The sequence below is a fragment of the Pararhodospirillum photometricum DSM 122 genome, from assembly GCF_000284415.1.
Taxonomy (GTDB): Bacteria; Pseudomonadota; Alphaproteobacteria; order Rhodospirillales; family Rhodospirillaceae; genus Pararhodospirillum; species Pararhodospirillum photometricum.
This window is the reverse complement of record NC_017059.1, coordinates 1,967,034-1,982,741: the sequence shown is the minus strand read 5'-3', so window position 1 is coordinate 1,982,741 and position 15,708 is coordinate 1,967,034. Positions and strand designations below refer to the sequence as shown.

Below are 15,708 nucleotides of genomic sequence, written 5' to 3'. Positions count from 1 at the left end.
TAGTTTTCACGGTTCCCCTGTGGGGATGTGATACCCTAAAGGATATGATACCCGGCCTAAAAATGCCACCCCTTGGATCTGAATACCGTAATCCCCGCCAAAGAAGGGATCCGGCCAAGATGGGGCGAAGGGGTCAGGACGGGAGAAGCGGTCCAACGCGATCGCGCCCGCCGGTCTTGGCGGCATAAAGCGCTTGGTCGGCCCGGCGGAACAAGGTTTGCGAGGTATCATCGGGGCCCAGGGTTGCGATACCAACGCTCAGGGTGTGGCGCTCTCCGGTGGCAAACAGGGTCCGGCGCTGGGCGTCACAAATCCGTTCCGCGCCGTGGCGTGCCCCCTCGCCATCGGTTCCAGGGCACAGAACCAGAAACTCTTCCCCGCCCCAGCGTCCCAACAGGTCACTGCTGCGCAAGGTGGCGGCGATGGCGCGGGCGGTGGCTACCAGAACATCATCGCCCATCAGATGGCCGTGCTGGTCATTGACTCGTTTGAAATGATCGATGTCGATCATCAAGACGGAAAGGGGCTGGCCCTGGCGCCGAGCGCGGGCGATTTCGTGTTCCAGCGCATGGTTCAGGGCGATTCGGTTGGGAAGGTTGGTCAAGCTGTCGGTGCGTGCGAGGCGCTCCAGCATCCGGTTGCGCTGGCGTAACTGATAGACCCCCACTGCGGTACCGCCCAAGGTTAGCACAAGAACCGCCGTTACCCCCAGCAAAAGACCATGCGAAGGCGGTGCTTCAACCTTAAGGGGAACATGGGTGTTGACGATGCGATCGCGTTCCTCTCGGGTGATGGTGGCAATGCCGTGGTCGAGGAGATCGCGCAGAACGGGCAAGTCTTGGCGGACTCCAACGCGAAGCTGGTTCCGATACCCCGGTAAAATCGCGGCGATCTTGAGATTGAAGAATCCTTTTTCCTTGATGGTGTGCGCGGCTACAATCAAAGAGCGCAACGTCATGTCGGCCAACCGATCGGAAACCATGGCCAGGGTTTGCTCTTCGGTTTTTGTGACGATCACCCGAAGGTTGGGGTACTGGGCGCGAATCCTTTCCTCCATCGCCGTTCCTTCGGGAAAGACGATGCTCTCGTTGAGAGAACCCGGATCCTCAATGAGAGCGTGCTCCTCCCGGGTGATCAGGACGTTGGGGTCTTCGAGCAAAGGACGGGTGAAAATCAACCAGCGCTCCCGCTCGGGCGTCTGGTTGAGAAAACTAAGGATCTGGCAGCGCCCCTCGCGCGAGGCTTGCAGGCTCTCTGCCCAGTCGCGCGTGGGAATCACTTGAAGGGTCAAGCCCGCACGCTGAACCGCCAAAGCCAGAAGATCCGCTGCAATTCCCTCGTGTTCATTGCGCTCGTTTAGGCGCTCAAAGGGAACCCAGTCGGGATCCACGCACACGCGAACAGGACCATTCTCGGCGAGGAAGCGTTGGGCCTCACCGGCTTCGAACGCCTGGGCTTGAGAGGTCCAAAGGATAACGAGCAGAAGAACCCGTGCGCCCCTGCGAATTGTGTGCCTCCTTGTGCTCATCATTTTCGCGCTTGCGCCCTTTTGGAAAAGGTCCAGACGGTTATGCCCGGATGTTTTAGCAAAGACCGGTCGTGGCGCAAACGACCACGCGACGCCTTGCGTCGGGACCGCGCGCGCCCAATCTGAAAGGGCCCTTTTCGCCCTGCTCCAAATCCGACATACTGCCACAGGTGACAACAATTCATGAGCGCGCGCGTGCCAGCCGATCCTCCGACCGACGCCGACCCCCGACCGCGAACACCCACCTCTCAGCTTTTGGAGCAGTTCATCACCCACTGGGAGGGTGAGCGCGTTTGCCTCCAGGATTTGGTAGAGGCCCTGGGAGACCGGGGATATGGGTTTTTCCTCCTGATCTTTGCGTTTCCGAATGTCTTGCCTAGTCCGGTGCCGGGTATTTCCGCCGTTTTGGGGATTCCTCTGATCCTGGTGGCGGGGCAACTGATGATGGGGTCGCCAGCCCCTTGGTTTCCCCGGGTCCTGGGGGAGCGGTCCTTGGCCACCAAGGATCTAGCGCGCATGATTGCCGTGATCGTGCCTTGGCTCAGGCGGTTGGAAAGGTTGTTCAAGCCGCGTCTGCGCTGGCTTACGTTTCCGCTGGCCGAGCGACTCCTGGCCGCTTTTTGTGCGGTCTTGGCGGTGGTCCTGATTTTGCCGATCCCCCTGGGCAACATGCCGCCCGGGCTCTCGGTCTCGCTCATTGCCTTGGGCCTGATTGAGCACGATGGTCTTACCATTTTGATCGGCCTGTTGGTGGGCCTTCTGGCCCTGGGCATCGTCGTCGGTGTGGCGGCGGCCTTTCTTGCCGTTCTTCCCCTGTTTCTTGAGAGTTTTTTTCACTAAAGGAGTGACCGCGTCGTCATGTCCCTCGCCCTGGAACTCGCGGTCATCGCGTTTTTGGTGATCCTCAATGGGTGGTTCGCCATGTCCGAATTGGCCATCTTGTCGGCGCGGCGCGCTGTCCTCTCGACTCAGGCCTCCCAAGGAAGCCGGGGGGCGCGCGTGGCCTTGCAGTTGGCGGACAACCCGGGCCGCTTCCTGTCCTCGGTGCAGATCGGCATTACGTTGGTGGGAATCCTGGCCGGCGCCTATTCGGGCGCGACCTTAGCCGACAAGCTCGCCGTGTGGATCATCGCGACGTGGCCCACGCTGGCAGCGGCGGCGGATGCCCTGGCCATCGCCTTGGTGGTGGGCGCGATCACCTTTGCCTCGCTGATCCTGGGCGAGCTGGTGCCCAAGCAGATCGCCCTTGCCGCTCCCGAGCGGGTGGCGGCCCTGGTGGCCCGGCCCATGGTGGGGGTGGCGCGGCTTGCGTTGCCTTTGGTGTGGATTTTGGAGGCATCGACCCGCCTCATCTTGCGCCTTTTGGGCCTGACCAACGGCCCGCGCGAGGTCACTCAGGAGGAGGTCAAGGCCCTGATCGCCGAGGGGACCCAAAATGGTCTGTTCGGAACCCAGGAAAAGGAAATGCTCTCCGGCGTTCTGCGCCTGGGCGAGCGCAAGATCCGAGCCCTGATGACGCCGCGCACCGAGTTGGTGCTGATCGACCTCAGTTGGGACGACGAGCGCATCCGCCGCACGGTGCGGGAGTCCCATCATTCCCGGTTCCTGGTCTGCCAGGGGGATCCCGATGAGGTTATTGGGGTCGTTCAGTCCAAGGATATGCTGGACGCCTTTTTGGACGAGCGTCCTTTTGCCATCGCCTCCGTCGTGCGTCCGCTGGAGGTGGTGCACGAAAACGCGCCGGCCTTGCAGGTGCTGACCTTGTTGCGCCAGTCCACTATTCACATGGCCTTGGTCGTCGATGAGTACGGCAGCATTGAGGGGATCGTCACCGCCACCGACGTTCTGGCGGCCATCGTCGGCAGTCTGGCCGAGCATGGGGAAGAGTACGAAGGGGCCTTGTTCGCCCGGGAGGATGGCTCGTGGTTGCTTGACGGCGACGTGGCCATGGACCTCGCCGCCGAGCGCTTGGGCTGTCGTCTGCCCCCGGGGGCCGAGGCGGACTTTTCCACAGTGGCCGGGTTCATCTTGTGGCGCTCTTCCACGGTGCTGCCCAAGGTTGGTGCTCAGGTGATCTGGGACGGCTGGTGTTTCGAGGTGGTCGATATGGACGGGCGCCGCATCGACAAGGTGCTGGTTTCCCCGCTTAAAAACGACTGACAGCAGAGCCGGAGGGATGAGCTATCTAAACTCTAAGTAATAAGTCTACCGACTGCATTTCACGAATGGTCCTTCTCCGACACCTGGCTCTCCATAAAGGCGCTCATGGCTTTATTATATGCCAAAAAGTCGTTATTAAATCTGCTTCAATGGCTCAATCTTTTTTTCATTCTGTAGCAATTGTAAATATGAGAGATGAAAATCTTGGTACTTATGGATTAAGTCATTAGCCATACTTTCTTCCGAAAATAAATAGCCTATTACAACAAGAATAAGCATCTTCTTTATACAAAACAAACGAATCGTTGAATATTCGTCTAAACTTACTTCTTCCTCTGTATGAAGTATAGCTGACCTAAACCTTGATAGGCTTGCCCCAAATAATTGAAGCAATTTATTTTCGTATTCTTTCAATTCACTCCATTCTTTTTTAAACTCTGTCCTGTCGTCAGGCTCACTCACTGGTTCTAGTAAATAAAAAATTTTATTGCGCAAATTATCGCTACAATATTCATCTTTCATAAAATATTGATATTTTTCATTTCTATGTACTTTGTTTTTTTTAGCAATGCGCGAAAGGATTTCAAATAAAAGAGCAATGTTCCCGCATTCTTGATGTCTAATGCAAATTGACGTTTCGTTTTGAATAATCCCGAAAAGCAAAGGAAACTCTTTGGGCCGAGAGAAAAAATTTTCTGTCAGGATAAAGCTAGCTAGCGGTTTGATGTAGGCGTAGATAGAGGACTGATTTACTGATCTATTTGAAAGTTTTAACGTTTTTCTATCAATAATAAAACTTGGAAAAACGTCAATTAAGTTTTGATTTTCATTTTTATCTTGATGAAGAGAAATTTTTATTGGGTGCCACGGTTCAAGACGCAATATGGCTAAACAATCAACGCAGTAAGAAACAAATCTAACCGCGTCTTTTATGTCGCAAGGTTTGTTGAATTGAATCTGCGCGTAGTCTTTGTGAWTTTTTTCTAAATTAAGCTCAGAAAAATTTATAATTCCATAAGGTGTTTTAATTTCATTTAGAATTGGGTGTTTTTTTATTTTTCCATTGCTTTCTTTAGTGAGTTCAAAAAGAAAATAATCCATTTTTGGAAGAAAAAAAACAGCTCTATCAAATAGAGTTGTCTCATTTAAATGGGCGCCTAGAACAAAATATTCGCTATAAACATTGCCACGATAATATTTTTTCGCATTACTTAATTTAGGCAATTGATTGTATATTAATTTGCTAAATAAAAGGCTAACAAATTTTCCTTTATAAGTGCATCCATTTAAAAAAAGTATATTACTTGTTGTTATTATTTTCTCAGAGCAGAACTCTGAAACAATGCCGTCTTCAGAAGAATACCTTGTTGTGCATCTCAGCTCTTCCTCACTTTCTTGATAGCTCAGTCTGAAAGTTGCGTATTCTTCAAAATCATCATAAAGAGACCGTTCCATTCCAAAGATCCTTATCTTTTCGCAAAAAGGGGTCTGGGGAAGCGTGCTTCCCCAGGCGGGGGTTTGGGGGTGGCAGCCCCCAAAAAGGCGCAGCCTTTGATCACAGGTGTTCTTCCCTCATGCCGTCGTGGGGAGCGGGTCGGTGCCCTCGTTCAGGATGGCGAGATATCCCTGGTAACTGAATACGCGCCCCCGTTTACGGCCAGTGACTTCTTCGACGATGCCAAGCCGCTCTTTTAGATCAGCGAGCGCCGCATTGACCGTGGGGGCCGACAAGCCCGTTTGATCAGCGAGCTGATTGGCGGTCATGTAGGGATTCTGTTGAAACAGATCGTGGATGCGCAGCGCCGAGCCGGCCCGGTCGCTCTTTGCGGTAATTCGCTCGCGGTCTTCCTTAAACAGATCGACGATCCGGGTGACGGCGTCGAACGCCTGATTCGCCGTATCCGCCACACCGGTAAGAAAGAAATCGAGCCAAGCTTCCCAGGCTCCGTGCTCGCGGACTTCCTGAAGTAGGCGGTAATAGTCGGCGCGATGCGTTTTCAGGTAGAGGCTCAAATAGAGTAACGGCTTGCGCAGCACGCCGTTGACGCACAGGTACAGCGTGACCAGTAAGCGGCCCATCCTGCCGTTGCCGTCGAGGAACGGGTGGATGGTCTCGAACTGAACATGCAGCAGGCCAGCCTTGATGAGAGCAGGCAGACGGGATTTTTGCTCATGCATAAAGTGCTCAAGCGCATCAAGACAGGCATCCATCTCGGGGGACGGCGGTGGAACGAAAAGCGCATTGCCGGGACGCGTGCCGCCGATCCAGTTCTGCGATCGCCGAAATTCGCCGGGGCTTTTCGTGCCACCGCGCCCACTTTGCAACAGGCGTGCGTGCATCTCGCGGATCAGGCGTAGCGACAGCGGCAAATCGTTCACCCGTTCCAGCCCATACATCATCGCATCGACGTAGTTCGAGACTTCGCGGATATCGTCGATGGGGTGGCCGGCCTGCGCCTCGGTCTCGAAGCGGAGCAGATCCGAAAGAGTCGATTGCGTGCCCTCAATCTGGGATGAAAGGACCGCTTCCTTTTTCACATACATGTAGAGGAACAACTCCTGGCGCGGCAGCAGCATCGTGATGCCGTCCAGACGCCCCAAGGCGCGTTCGGCTAAACTGAGCCGCTCGAGAAGGCCCAGCACATCAATCGGTGGTTCCGGCGGCAGGGRCGGCGGCACAAAGGCGCGCACGATTTCGCCCGCAACAGGGGTATCAACGAAGCGGCCTCGCCGAGGATTTGGGACTGATTCTGCCATACCCCATTATGCGGCTGAATCGTTATTTAAGCAATGTCGGTTTGGCTTAAATAGGGAAGGAGCTAAGGTAAGCGCCCTTAAATAACGGGCGACACCATCACGAGGGGTCTGGGGAAGCGTGCTTCCCCAGGCCGGGGCTTGGGGGCGGCAGCCCCCAAAAAGGCGCAGCCTTTCCAGACCCCATCCCCACCCTCACCGACGCCCGGCCATTTCCCCCAGAAAGGGCCCCATGTCGTTGCGGGCCGGGCGCCAGAGGCCGCGGTCGATGGCGTCGAGGAGGCGTTGGGCCATGTCGGCGAGGGCTTCGGGGTTGGCGTCGGCGAGGAAGGTGCGCACGGTGTCGTCGAGAAGGTAGGCTTCGGCGACAAGATCGAAGTGGTGGTTTTTGACGGTGCGGGCGGTGGCGGCGAAGGCGAAGAGGTAATCGACGGTGGCGGCCATTTCGAAGGCGCCTTTGTAGCCGTGGCGCATGACGCCTTTAATCCACTGGGGATTGACGACGCGGGCGCGTACGACGCGGGCGATTTCTTCCTCTAGGGTGCGCAGGCGAGGCGCATCGGGGCGGCTGGTGTCGGCGTGGTAGAGGGCGGCTTGGCGGCCCGAGAGCCAGCGGACGGCGGCGGCGGCCCCGCCCTCGAACTGGTAGTAGGCGTCGGAGTCGAGAAGGTCGTGTTCGCGGTTGTCCTGGGCTTGAACCACGGCCTCGGCCTGTCCCAGGCGGGTTTCAAACAGGGCGTGGGCCGCTTCGCCCTCGGCGCCGGCGCCGTAGGCGTGGCCGCCCCAGGCGATGTAGGCGCGGGCCAGATCGGCGTCGCTGTCCCAGCCGTGTTCGTCGAGCAAGGCTTGCAGGCCGGTGCCGTAGGCGCCGGGCTGGGCGCCGAACACGCGAAAGCCGGCGCGGCGCCGGGCGGTGGGGGCGTCGAGGCCGGTGGCGATCAGGCGGCCGGTGTCCTCGCGCACGCGCTGGGCCAGGGGGTTGAGGCTGGCCGGCTCGTCGCCCTGGGCGGCGACGGCGCGCACGGCGGAATCCATGAGGTCGATCAGACCGGGGAAGGCGTCGCGAAAGAAGCCGCTGATGCGCAAGGTGACATCCACGCGCGGCCGGTCGAGAACGGACAGCGGCATGACCTCGAAGCCGGTGACGCGGCGCGACGCGCTATCCCACACGGGTTGCACGCCCATCAAGGCAAGGGCCTGGGCCACGTCGTCGCCGCCGGTGCGCATGGTGGCGGTGCCCCAGGCCGAGAGGACGAGGGCGCGTGGCCACTCGCCATGGTCCTGGAGGTGACGCTCCAACAGCAGGTTGGCGGTTTTCCAGCCCAGGGTCCAGGCGGCGGGGGTGGGGACCACGCGGGGATCGACGGCATAGAAGTTGCGCCCGGTGGGCAGCACGTCGGGGCGTCCCCGGGTGGGGGCGCCGGCCGGGCCGGGTTCGACGAACTGGCCGTCGAGGCCGCGCAGCAAGCCGGCCATTTCCGCCGGGCCGCAGGCGTCCACCTGGGGCCCCAGGCGGTCGTGGATCCAGGCGAGGACCGGCGCTGTGGCCGACCACTCGGGATCGGGCAAGGTGGTGCCGGCGATCAGGGCGCGGGCTAGTTGCTCTAGACGCTCGACCGTATCGCCGGTGGTGCGCCAGGGCTGGGGGTCGAGGCTGGCCAGAACAGCGGGCCGGGGGCCGGTCCACGGCGTGCCAAGCACGGCATCAAGGGGGTCGAAGGCCAAGGCGAGATCGTGGGCCAGGGCGCGGGTCAGGCCGGCGTCGGCGGGCTGGGCGCCACGCGGCACGCGGACCAGGGCGAGCAGGAGGTCGAGACGCTGGTCGCCGGTCGGCGAGCAGCCGAAGACGTGCAGGCCGTCGCGGATCTGCATGTCCTTGAGGTCGCACAGGTGGTTGTCGAGGGCACTCAGTGCCGTTTCTTCGTCGATGCCGGCATCAAGGCCGAGGTCGGCGAGCAGGCCGGTGCGCCCGGCGAGCCCAAGGATCTCGCGCTTGAGCACGCTCAGGCGGCGGGGATCGACGTTGGCGGCATCGTAAAACTCGTCCACCAGACATTCGAGATCGGCCAGCACGCCATAGGTCTCGGCGCGGGTCAGGGGCGGGGTCAGGTGGTCGAGGATCACCGCTTGGGTTCGGCGCTTGGCCTGGGTGCCCTCGCCGGGATCGTTGACGATAAACGGGTAGAGGTGGGGTAAGGGGCCCAACACCGCCTCGGGAAAGCAGGTGTCGGACAAGGCGACGGCCTTGCCGGGCAGCCACTCCAAGGTTCCGTGCTTGCCGAGGTGGACCACGGCATGGACCCCGAACACCCGGCGCAGCCAAACATAAAACGCCAGATAGCCGTGGGGCGGCGCAATCTGGGGATCGTGATAGGTGGCCTGGGGATCGAGACCGGGGGCGCGGGCTGGTTGCACACCGACCACCACGTGACCCAGCCGCAAAATGCCCAGCGCGAAGCCGTCTTCCTCGGGGACAAAGGCCGGGTCTTCCTCAGGACGGCCCCAGCGGGCGGTGATCGCCTCGCCCAGGGCCGGCGCCTGCTCGACCAGGAAGGCGAGGTAGGTGGCGCGCGGCAAGATCTCGCCCAGGCGGGCCCGCGCCCGGGTGTCAGCGGCCGGGTGCAGGCCGGGCAAGGGGCCGGCCTTGAGGCGGGTCATCAGGGCGGCGCTATCGGCCGGAATCTCGGGGGCCAGGGTGTAGCCGGCCCCGGCCAGAGCGGCCAGGACCTCGACGGTGGCGGCCGGGGTGTCGAGGCCGACCCCATTGCCCAACCGGCCTTCGCGGCTGGGATAGCTGGCCAAGATCAGGGCAACCTTGCGTTGGGCGGCGGGGGTGGTGCGCAAGGTGGCCCAGGCGGCGGCCAGTTGGGCCATGAACAGCACGCGGTCGGGCACCGGGCAATGGCGGGCGAGCACGGCTTGCAAGGCGTTGTCGGTGCCCAAAGCCCCTTTAAAGGACAGGGCGCGGCCCAGGATGTGGCCATCGACCTCGGGCAAGGCCACGGCCATGGCGATGTCGCGGGCCGGCAAGCCATTGACCGAGGCGCGCCATTGGGCCTCGGTGCTGGCGGCCAGCACGCCTTGAAACACCGGGCCGCCGCCAACGCGCAAGGGGGAGCTCCGGGGACGACCGGGGGCGGCCAGGGCAAAGCCGGTGAGGTTGATGACCACGGCCGGGCGGTGACGCTCCAGCAGGGTTTCGACCAGGGCGGCGGCCAGGGGGTCCTTGAGGCTGGTGGCATACACCGCCACCGGCGACAGGCCGCTGTGGCGCAGGGCGTCGGCCAAGGCGCTGACCGGGGCCAGATCGCCGGCCTGGACCAAGGCGCGGTAAAAGACCACGGCGGCGCGCGGGCGCGGGTCGTCCGGGGTCGGCTCTCCCCCCCACAGGCCCGCCACCGGCAAAGGGGCCGGCTCGCGCCATGGCGCCGGGTGGCCGATCAGGCTGGCGGCGTAGCTCTCAAGGATCATCACGCTCAGAGGCACAGCGCCAGCGGGGGTGCGGGAAATGTCGTCCAGGATAGCGCCGATCCCCGCCGACCCAAGAAACACCAGCAGCAAGGCAGGGAGCCCAACAGCCCCGCCAAACGCCGCAACCCCGACGCCTTGACCCCAGAAAACCGGCGTGGCAACAGCAGTTATTGGGATGGCAACCTTGAGGGACATCGGTATGGGGGCGTCCTTGTAGGATTTGATTGCCTCAACGATGCCTCGAACAAAAAGCGAAGCGGACTCCCTGCCGTCTATAGACCTGGATAGCTCTTTGGCCTTTTCGGCCTTGCTCCCGTCGCCCTCAAGGATTTCTTTGGAGTGATAAAGCCAGTCGGCGATATCTTGCTTACTGCTTGGCCGTAGCGAGGATATGGACCTCACAAAAAGGCCTGCCAGCCAAGAGCGTGCTCGGCCGATACCTTCTTCTTGTGGGCCTCCCTCTTCGGTCACTTGCTCCTCCCAAGCTATGCCGCACGCAGAAAAGCGCCCTCACCATAAAATCGTATTATATTACAAATGCCAGCGCGCGCCCCTTACCCGCACTTCCTATCGTCAATAGCAGGATCGGCAGGTTCCGCCAGCGCACGAGCGAGCCGAAGCGCCCGGTCTTGGTCCTCCGGCGGCAGCGCAGAGAACAAATCGAGAAGGGCGCGTTGGCGTGGGGTCATGGCGGGAGCCTCGTCCGTCTCAGGGCCCTCACCTGTTAATAGCCATTCCAAGCGGCATTCAAGGACCTTTGAGAGCTTAACAATTACCTCAACACGAGGGGTGCGCCCACGCCTGATGTCGCGAATGGCGTCAACGCCAATGCCAGCTTCTTGGCAAGCCTTCCTCTCGCTCATGCCTAAGGCCGTGAGCCTGCGCACGATTCGCTCCAGGATTTCCGCATCAGAGTACATGCGGGCATTATCCCTCGCCAGGGATGTGTCGTCATTCGGGCAATTGCCCTTGACGATTACGGGCATTTGCCCGCAAAATGCGGTCTGTTCTAGCAAGCGGGCCTCCCATGGACCTCACAGCCAAACTCATGTCTGAAGCCACAAGCTACTGCTCGGCGCAGGGAATCTCCCATGCTCGCCTCGCTACGCTTGTCGTTAACAACGGAAAGTTTTTCCGAAGAATTCAGGCAGGTGGAAGCTGCACCGTCCGCACTTACGAACGCTTCATGACCTACTTCCGCGAGAACCCTCCGGGGGAAGGCAGGTCTTCCCCCGACAAAGCCGCCTAACTCAAGGAGCCTTCCCGATGTTCACCACCCTAGTCTTCGGCGAGCCTCTCTTCTTTCCGGACCCAATCAGCGGCGAACCGTGTGCGGCCCTGGGCGTCGATGTTCAGGCTGTGGGCGGCACACCAATCGGGGAAGGTCTCGGGGTCGATGTAAGCGCGCTTCACGACTACCCCGCTCTTGCCCATGAGCTTCTCGCCCTTTTCGGCGCGGTATAGCCACTTTTCGTAGGTCGCCGGGAGGGCGTCGGCGTCCTCCATGATGTCCCGAACGCGGGGCCAATCTTCTCGACGGAACCACGCCATGCCGATGATCCGAACCGGTTTCATCTCTCGATCTCCTCGCCGGGTGCGGTTGCCGCCGCACGTTCCGGGTGACTGCTGACAAAGAGATCGGCTCCGGCCGCGAGCCAGCCGCGCGCCTCCCGAAGTTCATCCCCGTCCTSGGGGGGTGGCTGTCGGGCACCCCCCATCGGCGAGCCCCTTCCAGGGCCGCCTTGATCAGGGCGACGGCTTGCTTGGTTTCAGCGGGGTCTGGTGTGGCCCGGTCGGCGTCGGCGGGGCGGCCGAGCCAGGACTTCGGGGACTTCGGGGCCTCCAGGGGGACGTCTCCAGGAGCCGGCGCCCCAGCAGCAGCAGCACCCGAGGCCGCCTCGCGCGCGCACGCGGTGTTGTGGGATTCCTGCTGCTGCTTACACCCTTCTCTTATCTCCTCTTCTCTTCTCTCCTCTTCTCTAGGAGGCGTTACATGCGTTACATTGCGTTCCATCGCGTTACACGGCGTTTCATCTGCCCGGTAACGCGTTTCGTCGTCCGGTGTAACATTTGTGTAAGTATCTGTTTTCCCTTTATCTTCTTGGTTTGCACCCGCAGCGCGCTTCCGCTCCCGGTACCGGCGCACCCGCTCGGTCGATCCGGCCGGGGCCGCTTTGGTGCCGCCCTGGCGCCGCTCCCACGACCGCACCGCGTCGCCATCCAGGACTTTGCCTTGCATGGCTGTAACGCATGTAACGACCGTTTCCGTTTCAAGGTCGAGCGTAACGGCGACCTCTTCGGCGTCGAAGCTGGCGATCGACCCGCGCTCATCAGCGGCCGATGCGTGCTCAAGAATGCAGGCCCAGATGGCGATCACGACATGGACCGGCTGTCCGCACCGCTTGGCGACGACCCGGAATTTGGGATCGGAGGTGGCGCCGTGATGCCACCTGAACCAATGCATTTCCTGCATCAGACGCGCCCCCTCTCACCAAAGTACTTGCAAGCCGGCGTGCCCCCAGGGCAGCCGCCCGTCGCGCCAGACTTCATGGCCATGGCCTTCGTGCAGCGCGGCCCAGATCGGAGCGGGCCGGCCTTGTCCTCGGGAGCCCAGTGGCAGCACTGCCGGCAAAGCCGACCTGCTGGCCCGCTCCCGGGGAAGAAGGCGAAGAGGGTGGAGGGGGCGCGGGCCATCAGATAGCGTGCCTCCGCACATCAACCACCCGGCCCACGGCAACGCACGAGGTGCGGGCGCCACTCCAGGCGTGAGCCATGAGCCGATCAACCGAAGTGAACGAGCCATTCTTGCCGGGGCGCACGGCCAGCAGGACGTCATCGTCCTTAAGCGCGTCGTCCGTGGCATCGAAGATCACCACCCCATCTTCCAGCACCAGCAACCCCATCCCGGGGCGCACCTGGGCGCCGGTCAGGGCCGGGGCGTTCGGAGGGAGGGGAAGTTCGGCTTGGGCGGGGCCGGAGGCGGCGAGGTCGGCAATGCCCAGGTCATCCCAAAGCCCGATCCGCTTGGCGAGGGCTTGGGCCGCGCTGGCACCCAGGGTCTTCCGGCATGCCTCGACCTGGAGCCGCTTTTCGCGGACGGACAAGGGGCGGGAAGGTTTCGAGGGGGACGATGTGGCCAACGTGCCGCGCCGGTAGGCCATAAAGACCTCGATCACCTCCTGGCGGACATCGGCGGCGCGCTCGGTGCGCGACAGCATGCACAGCAAGAGCGTCTGGGCTTCGTTCAGGTAGTAGGTGGTCACTTCCTGAATGCGACCTTTGCCGCTGCGGATTGGCTCGCACACCGCGCGAACCAATCCGTACCGCTTCAGTTCATCGCTGTTCTTCTCGATGGTCCGCCGAATATCGAGCGGCTGGGCCATGCCCAAGCGTTCACCAATGCGCACGTCCTTGACGCGCGGCTCATCAGCGGTGGTGTCGAGATCGGAAAGGGAAAGTGCAGACGCACGGGTGGCGTCGTGAGAATCGGCCATGTCGCAGCCCTCGTACAGGCGTTGATGAGCGCCATCAGAGAGGCTTTCCACGGCCGCCCTGGTGGCGGGAGCGTTGGAAATCCGGTACGAGTCGGACCCCCCTTCTTCCCCTTGCGGGTTTTGTATCCGGGGGCGCCCCGCCATAGGGGCGATGTGCGCCGGACAGACTCCGGGCACAAAAAAGACCGCGTGGCTTACGGGGCGGCCGCCGCTCGTACCGGAGCATCCATCCCCGTCGCTTTCCACGGCTTCGGGGGCTCCAAGGAGCAACATCGCCCCAACAAGGTCGTTGGTCAAGGGTGTAGTCATTGGGCGACATCCAGCGTCGGGAAGCGGCCATACTCATCGCCCCAACCCACAACACCCGGGACCGGGGTTCGGGCAAAAGCCTCGAAAATCCCTTTGCCTGGGTGAGCTTTGAGGATGTCGAGGATCGCCTGATCGGGCTTGCGGGAATGCTCTCGCACGGGCCCTCGAATAAGGCTTCCGGGCCGCGCACCGGGGGGCGGGCACACCTTGATGCCCCGGGCACCAATCACCAGCAACTCGGGGTCCTGCACCGCCTCGACCAAGCGCTCATGCTGACCACGCGCCCAATACCCGGGGCCGAGGCGCCCTTCCTTGACCCAGACGCGCGCCGACTTGCGCGCAAGGCCCCAGGCGACAAGGCAGGCGTCGGCCAGTTCGGCGTGGGGCTCTGTCGTCCACAGGTAAACGACAGCATTGCCTGGTCGCCTGGAGCCCGGGCCTGACCGGGGCCATCGACGCGACCGGCACCTTGTATGGCGAACGACGGCTGCGCGAAGCCTTGGGACGCTCGGCGGCTCAAGATGATGCGGCATCCGTGGCGGCGGGGGTGATGGCGGATCTACACCGTTTTTGCGGCTCCGGCCGTCCCGATGACGACGCCACCTTGCTGGTCTTGCGCCGCCTGCCCGAGGGGGAGTCGAGCGCGGGAGAGGGCAGGATACCAAGGTAAAAGGCTGCCGAGGGCTGGCTTCCCCCGGCCTTTCTTCTTTCTGTGGGCGGTGTTCCGGTGCCTCTCAAAAGAGAGACGCCTGTCCCTGCCCCGGTACGCTGGCCTGATAGCGCACCGGCCTGATCCGCCTTGCGACTTTCCCCTCCCCTTCGGCACGCTTCAGCCACGCGGCCACCTGCGCCCTTTCCAGATCAAGGCGGGCGGCGAGATCCTCCAGGGTCAGTGGGGCGGCGGCCGTCAGGTCAAGCAAGCGCCTCAGGAACAGGGGATAGAACTCGAGATCAGAGGGCGCTGGGGGCGCGGGGGACACCGGGGCCGGGACTGTCGAGGGAGGACCTTGCCGAGTCGCCTCGGCTTCTCCTTGCGGCTCGTCGCGTGGTGCCGGCTGCGGAAAGGCGGCCGGCACCAGGGGGACAGCGGGCTTTTCCAGCAGGCTGGAGAGCGCCGGCAGGGGGTCGGGCAGCCAGGGGGCACCGCGCTCGGCCAAATCGACATTCCCGGACTGGGGGTCGGTGCTGGGTCGAACCCACAGTGGAACCCACTTGGCTTGGATGTTTTCGATCGCGCCGCTCCAGGTCCCCCCCTTCTCGCGGGTACTGCTGATGACCACGGCGGCGTCGGCGAGGCAATAGATGTATCGGTTGCGCGCCATTGCCGTGCCGACATGAAAGCCGGCCTCGGGATTGAAGGGGCTGACGAGCACCAGGGCGCCCGCCAGGAGGGCGTTGCGATACAGGGAGGATGTCGCCGATCGCAACAAGCTGTCGGCGAGAACCCCCACCGCCGTGCCACGCCGCTCCAAGGCGCCCAGCATGGCGCGTTGATCGACGCCGCGCGCCCCGCCGGAGACGAGGGTGTATCCCTGGGCGGCGGCTTGGGCGCCGAGGGTTTCGGCCGCAGCGAGGTCTTCGTCCTGGGCATCGCGCGCGCCAACCACGGCGATGCCCCCGGTGTTCAGCAGGGCTTTGCTGCCGCAGCCAAAGAGGACGGCGGGGGACTCCGCGCGGAGCCGTCGCTTGAGTCGCTCTGGGTAGTCCGGGTCGGAGCGTGTCATCACCCACAAGCCGGCGCGCTGCCACTTTTCGAGCGCGAGCCCGAGGGCGGCCCCCCGGCCAAGGAGGGCCCGAAGGCGCGCGACCGAGATGGTCCGGTCCAAGAAGCCGGCGAGCAAGGTCTCCAGACTCCCCGTGCAGCAGCGAGCCCGGCTCTAGCCCATGGTCTTTCAACCAAAGGGCAAAGCGCGCCCATTCGCTGTTGGAGAGGGGCTTGGCCTCCTGGGTCTGTGGTTTGCCGAACGAGACGGTGAGCAGCATCACCGCTTG

The 15,708-nt window shown here is 62.1% G+C and carries 12 protein-coding genes; 3 read left to right on the top strand and 9 right to left on the bottom strand.

Annotation, left to right across the window (positions count from 1 at the left end; genetic code table 11):
- Nucleotides 1-133: 133 nt before the first annotated feature.
- Complete coding sequence (locus tag RSPPHO_RS08835; protein ID WP_242390463.1) at nt 134-1,396, bottom strand: diguanylate cyclase domain-containing protein; 1,263 nt, start codon at nt 1,394-1,396, stop codon at nt 134-136.
- Between the two features lie 315 nt (nt 1,397-1,711).
- On the opposite strand from RSPPHO_RS08835, the gene RSPPHO_RS08830 reads away from it, so the two are divergent.
- Both RSPPHO_RS08830 and RSPPHO_RS08825 read left to right on the top strand, forming a co-directional pair.
- The gene (locus RSPPHO_RS08830) at nt 1,712-2,368 is read left to right on the top strand and encodes an exopolysaccharide biosynthesis protein (RefSeq protein WP_014414911.1); all 657 of its coding nucleotides are present in this window, start codon (nt 1,712-1,714) and stop codon (nt 2,366-2,368) included.
- A gap of 18 nt (nt 2,369-2,386) precedes the next feature.
- Nucleotides 2,387-3,688, top strand: a complete 1,302-nt coding sequence (locus tag RSPPHO_RS08825) for a hemolysin family protein (protein ID WP_014414910.1) — start codon at nt 2,387-2,389, stop codon at nt 3,686-3,688.
- A 135-nt stretch (nt 3,689-3,823) separates the two neighbouring features.
- Here the strand turns inward: RSPPHO_RS08825 and RSPPHO_RS19845 are convergent, their stop codons facing one another.
- The 7 genes from RSPPHO_RS19845 to RSPPHO_RS18890 form a co-directional block, all read right to left on the bottom strand.
- Nucleotides 3,824-5,143: a hypothetical protein gene (locus RSPPHO_RS19845; protein ID WP_157879146.1), complete on the bottom strand. Its 1,320-nt coding sequence runs from the start codon at nt 5,141-5,143 to the stop codon at nt 3,824-3,826.
- Nucleotides 5,144-5,260: 117 nt separating this feature from the next.
- Nucleotides 5,261-6,379 carry a Fic family protein gene (locus RSPPHO_RS08820; RefSeq protein WP_242390462.1) on the bottom strand — a complete coding sequence of 373 codons (1,119 nt, stop codon included), beginning with the start codon at nt 6,377-6,379 and terminating at the stop codon, nt 5,261-5,263.
- Between the two features lie 258 nt (nt 6,380-6,637).
- Complete coding sequence (gene cobN / locus RSPPHO_RS08815; RefSeq protein ID WP_081581697.1) at nt 6,638-10,108, bottom strand: cobaltochelatase subunit CobN; 3,471 nt, start codon at nt 10,106-10,108, stop codon at nt 6,638-6,640.
- A 359-nt stretch (nt 10,109-10,467) separates the two neighbouring features.
- Entirely contained in the window at nt 10,468-10,833 is a 366-nt protein-coding gene (locus tag RSPPHO_RS21935) for a helix-turn-helix domain-containing protein (RefSeq protein ID WP_041794825.1), read from the bottom strand.
- Between the two features lie 358 nt (nt 10,834-11,191).
- The gene (locus tag RSPPHO_RS08805) at nt 11,192-11,488 is read right to left on the bottom strand and encodes a hypothetical protein (RefSeq protein WP_014414547.1); all 297 of its coding nucleotides are present in this window, start codon (nt 11,486-11,488) and stop codon (nt 11,192-11,194) included.
- 1,118 nt (nt 11,489-12,606) lie between these two features.
- Nucleotides 12,607-13,458, bottom strand: a complete 852-nt coding sequence (locus tag RSPPHO_RS17765; protein ID WP_242390461.1) for a hypothetical protein — start codon at nt 13,456-13,458, stop codon at nt 12,607-12,609.
- Nucleotides 13,459-13,712: 254 nt separating this feature from the next.
- Entirely contained in the window at nt 13,713-14,249 is a 537-nt protein-coding gene (locus RSPPHO_RS18890) for an MT-A70 family methyltransferase (protein ID WP_157879145.1), read from the bottom strand.
- Between RSPPHO_RS18890 and RSPPHO_RS18885 the strand changes: the two genes are divergently transcribed.
- Nucleotides 14,135-14,386, top strand: coding sequence for a SpoIIE family protein phosphatase (locus tag RSPPHO_RS18885; protein ID WP_277905325.1), 252 nt, complete (start codon nt 14,135-14,137; stop codon nt 14,384-14,386). The two genes, RSPPHO_RS18890 and RSPPHO_RS18885, sit on opposite strands and share 115 nt — an antisense overlap.
- A gap of 64 nt (nt 14,387-14,450) precedes the next feature.
- Here the strand turns inward: RSPPHO_RS18885 and RSPPHO_RS08785 are convergent, their stop codons facing one another.
- Nucleotides 14,451-15,557, bottom strand: coding sequence for a DNA-processing protein DprA (locus tag RSPPHO_RS08785; protein ID WP_014414906.1), 1,107 nt, complete (start codon nt 15,555-15,557; stop codon nt 14,451-14,453).
- Nucleotides 15,558-15,708 lie beyond the last annotated feature (151 nt).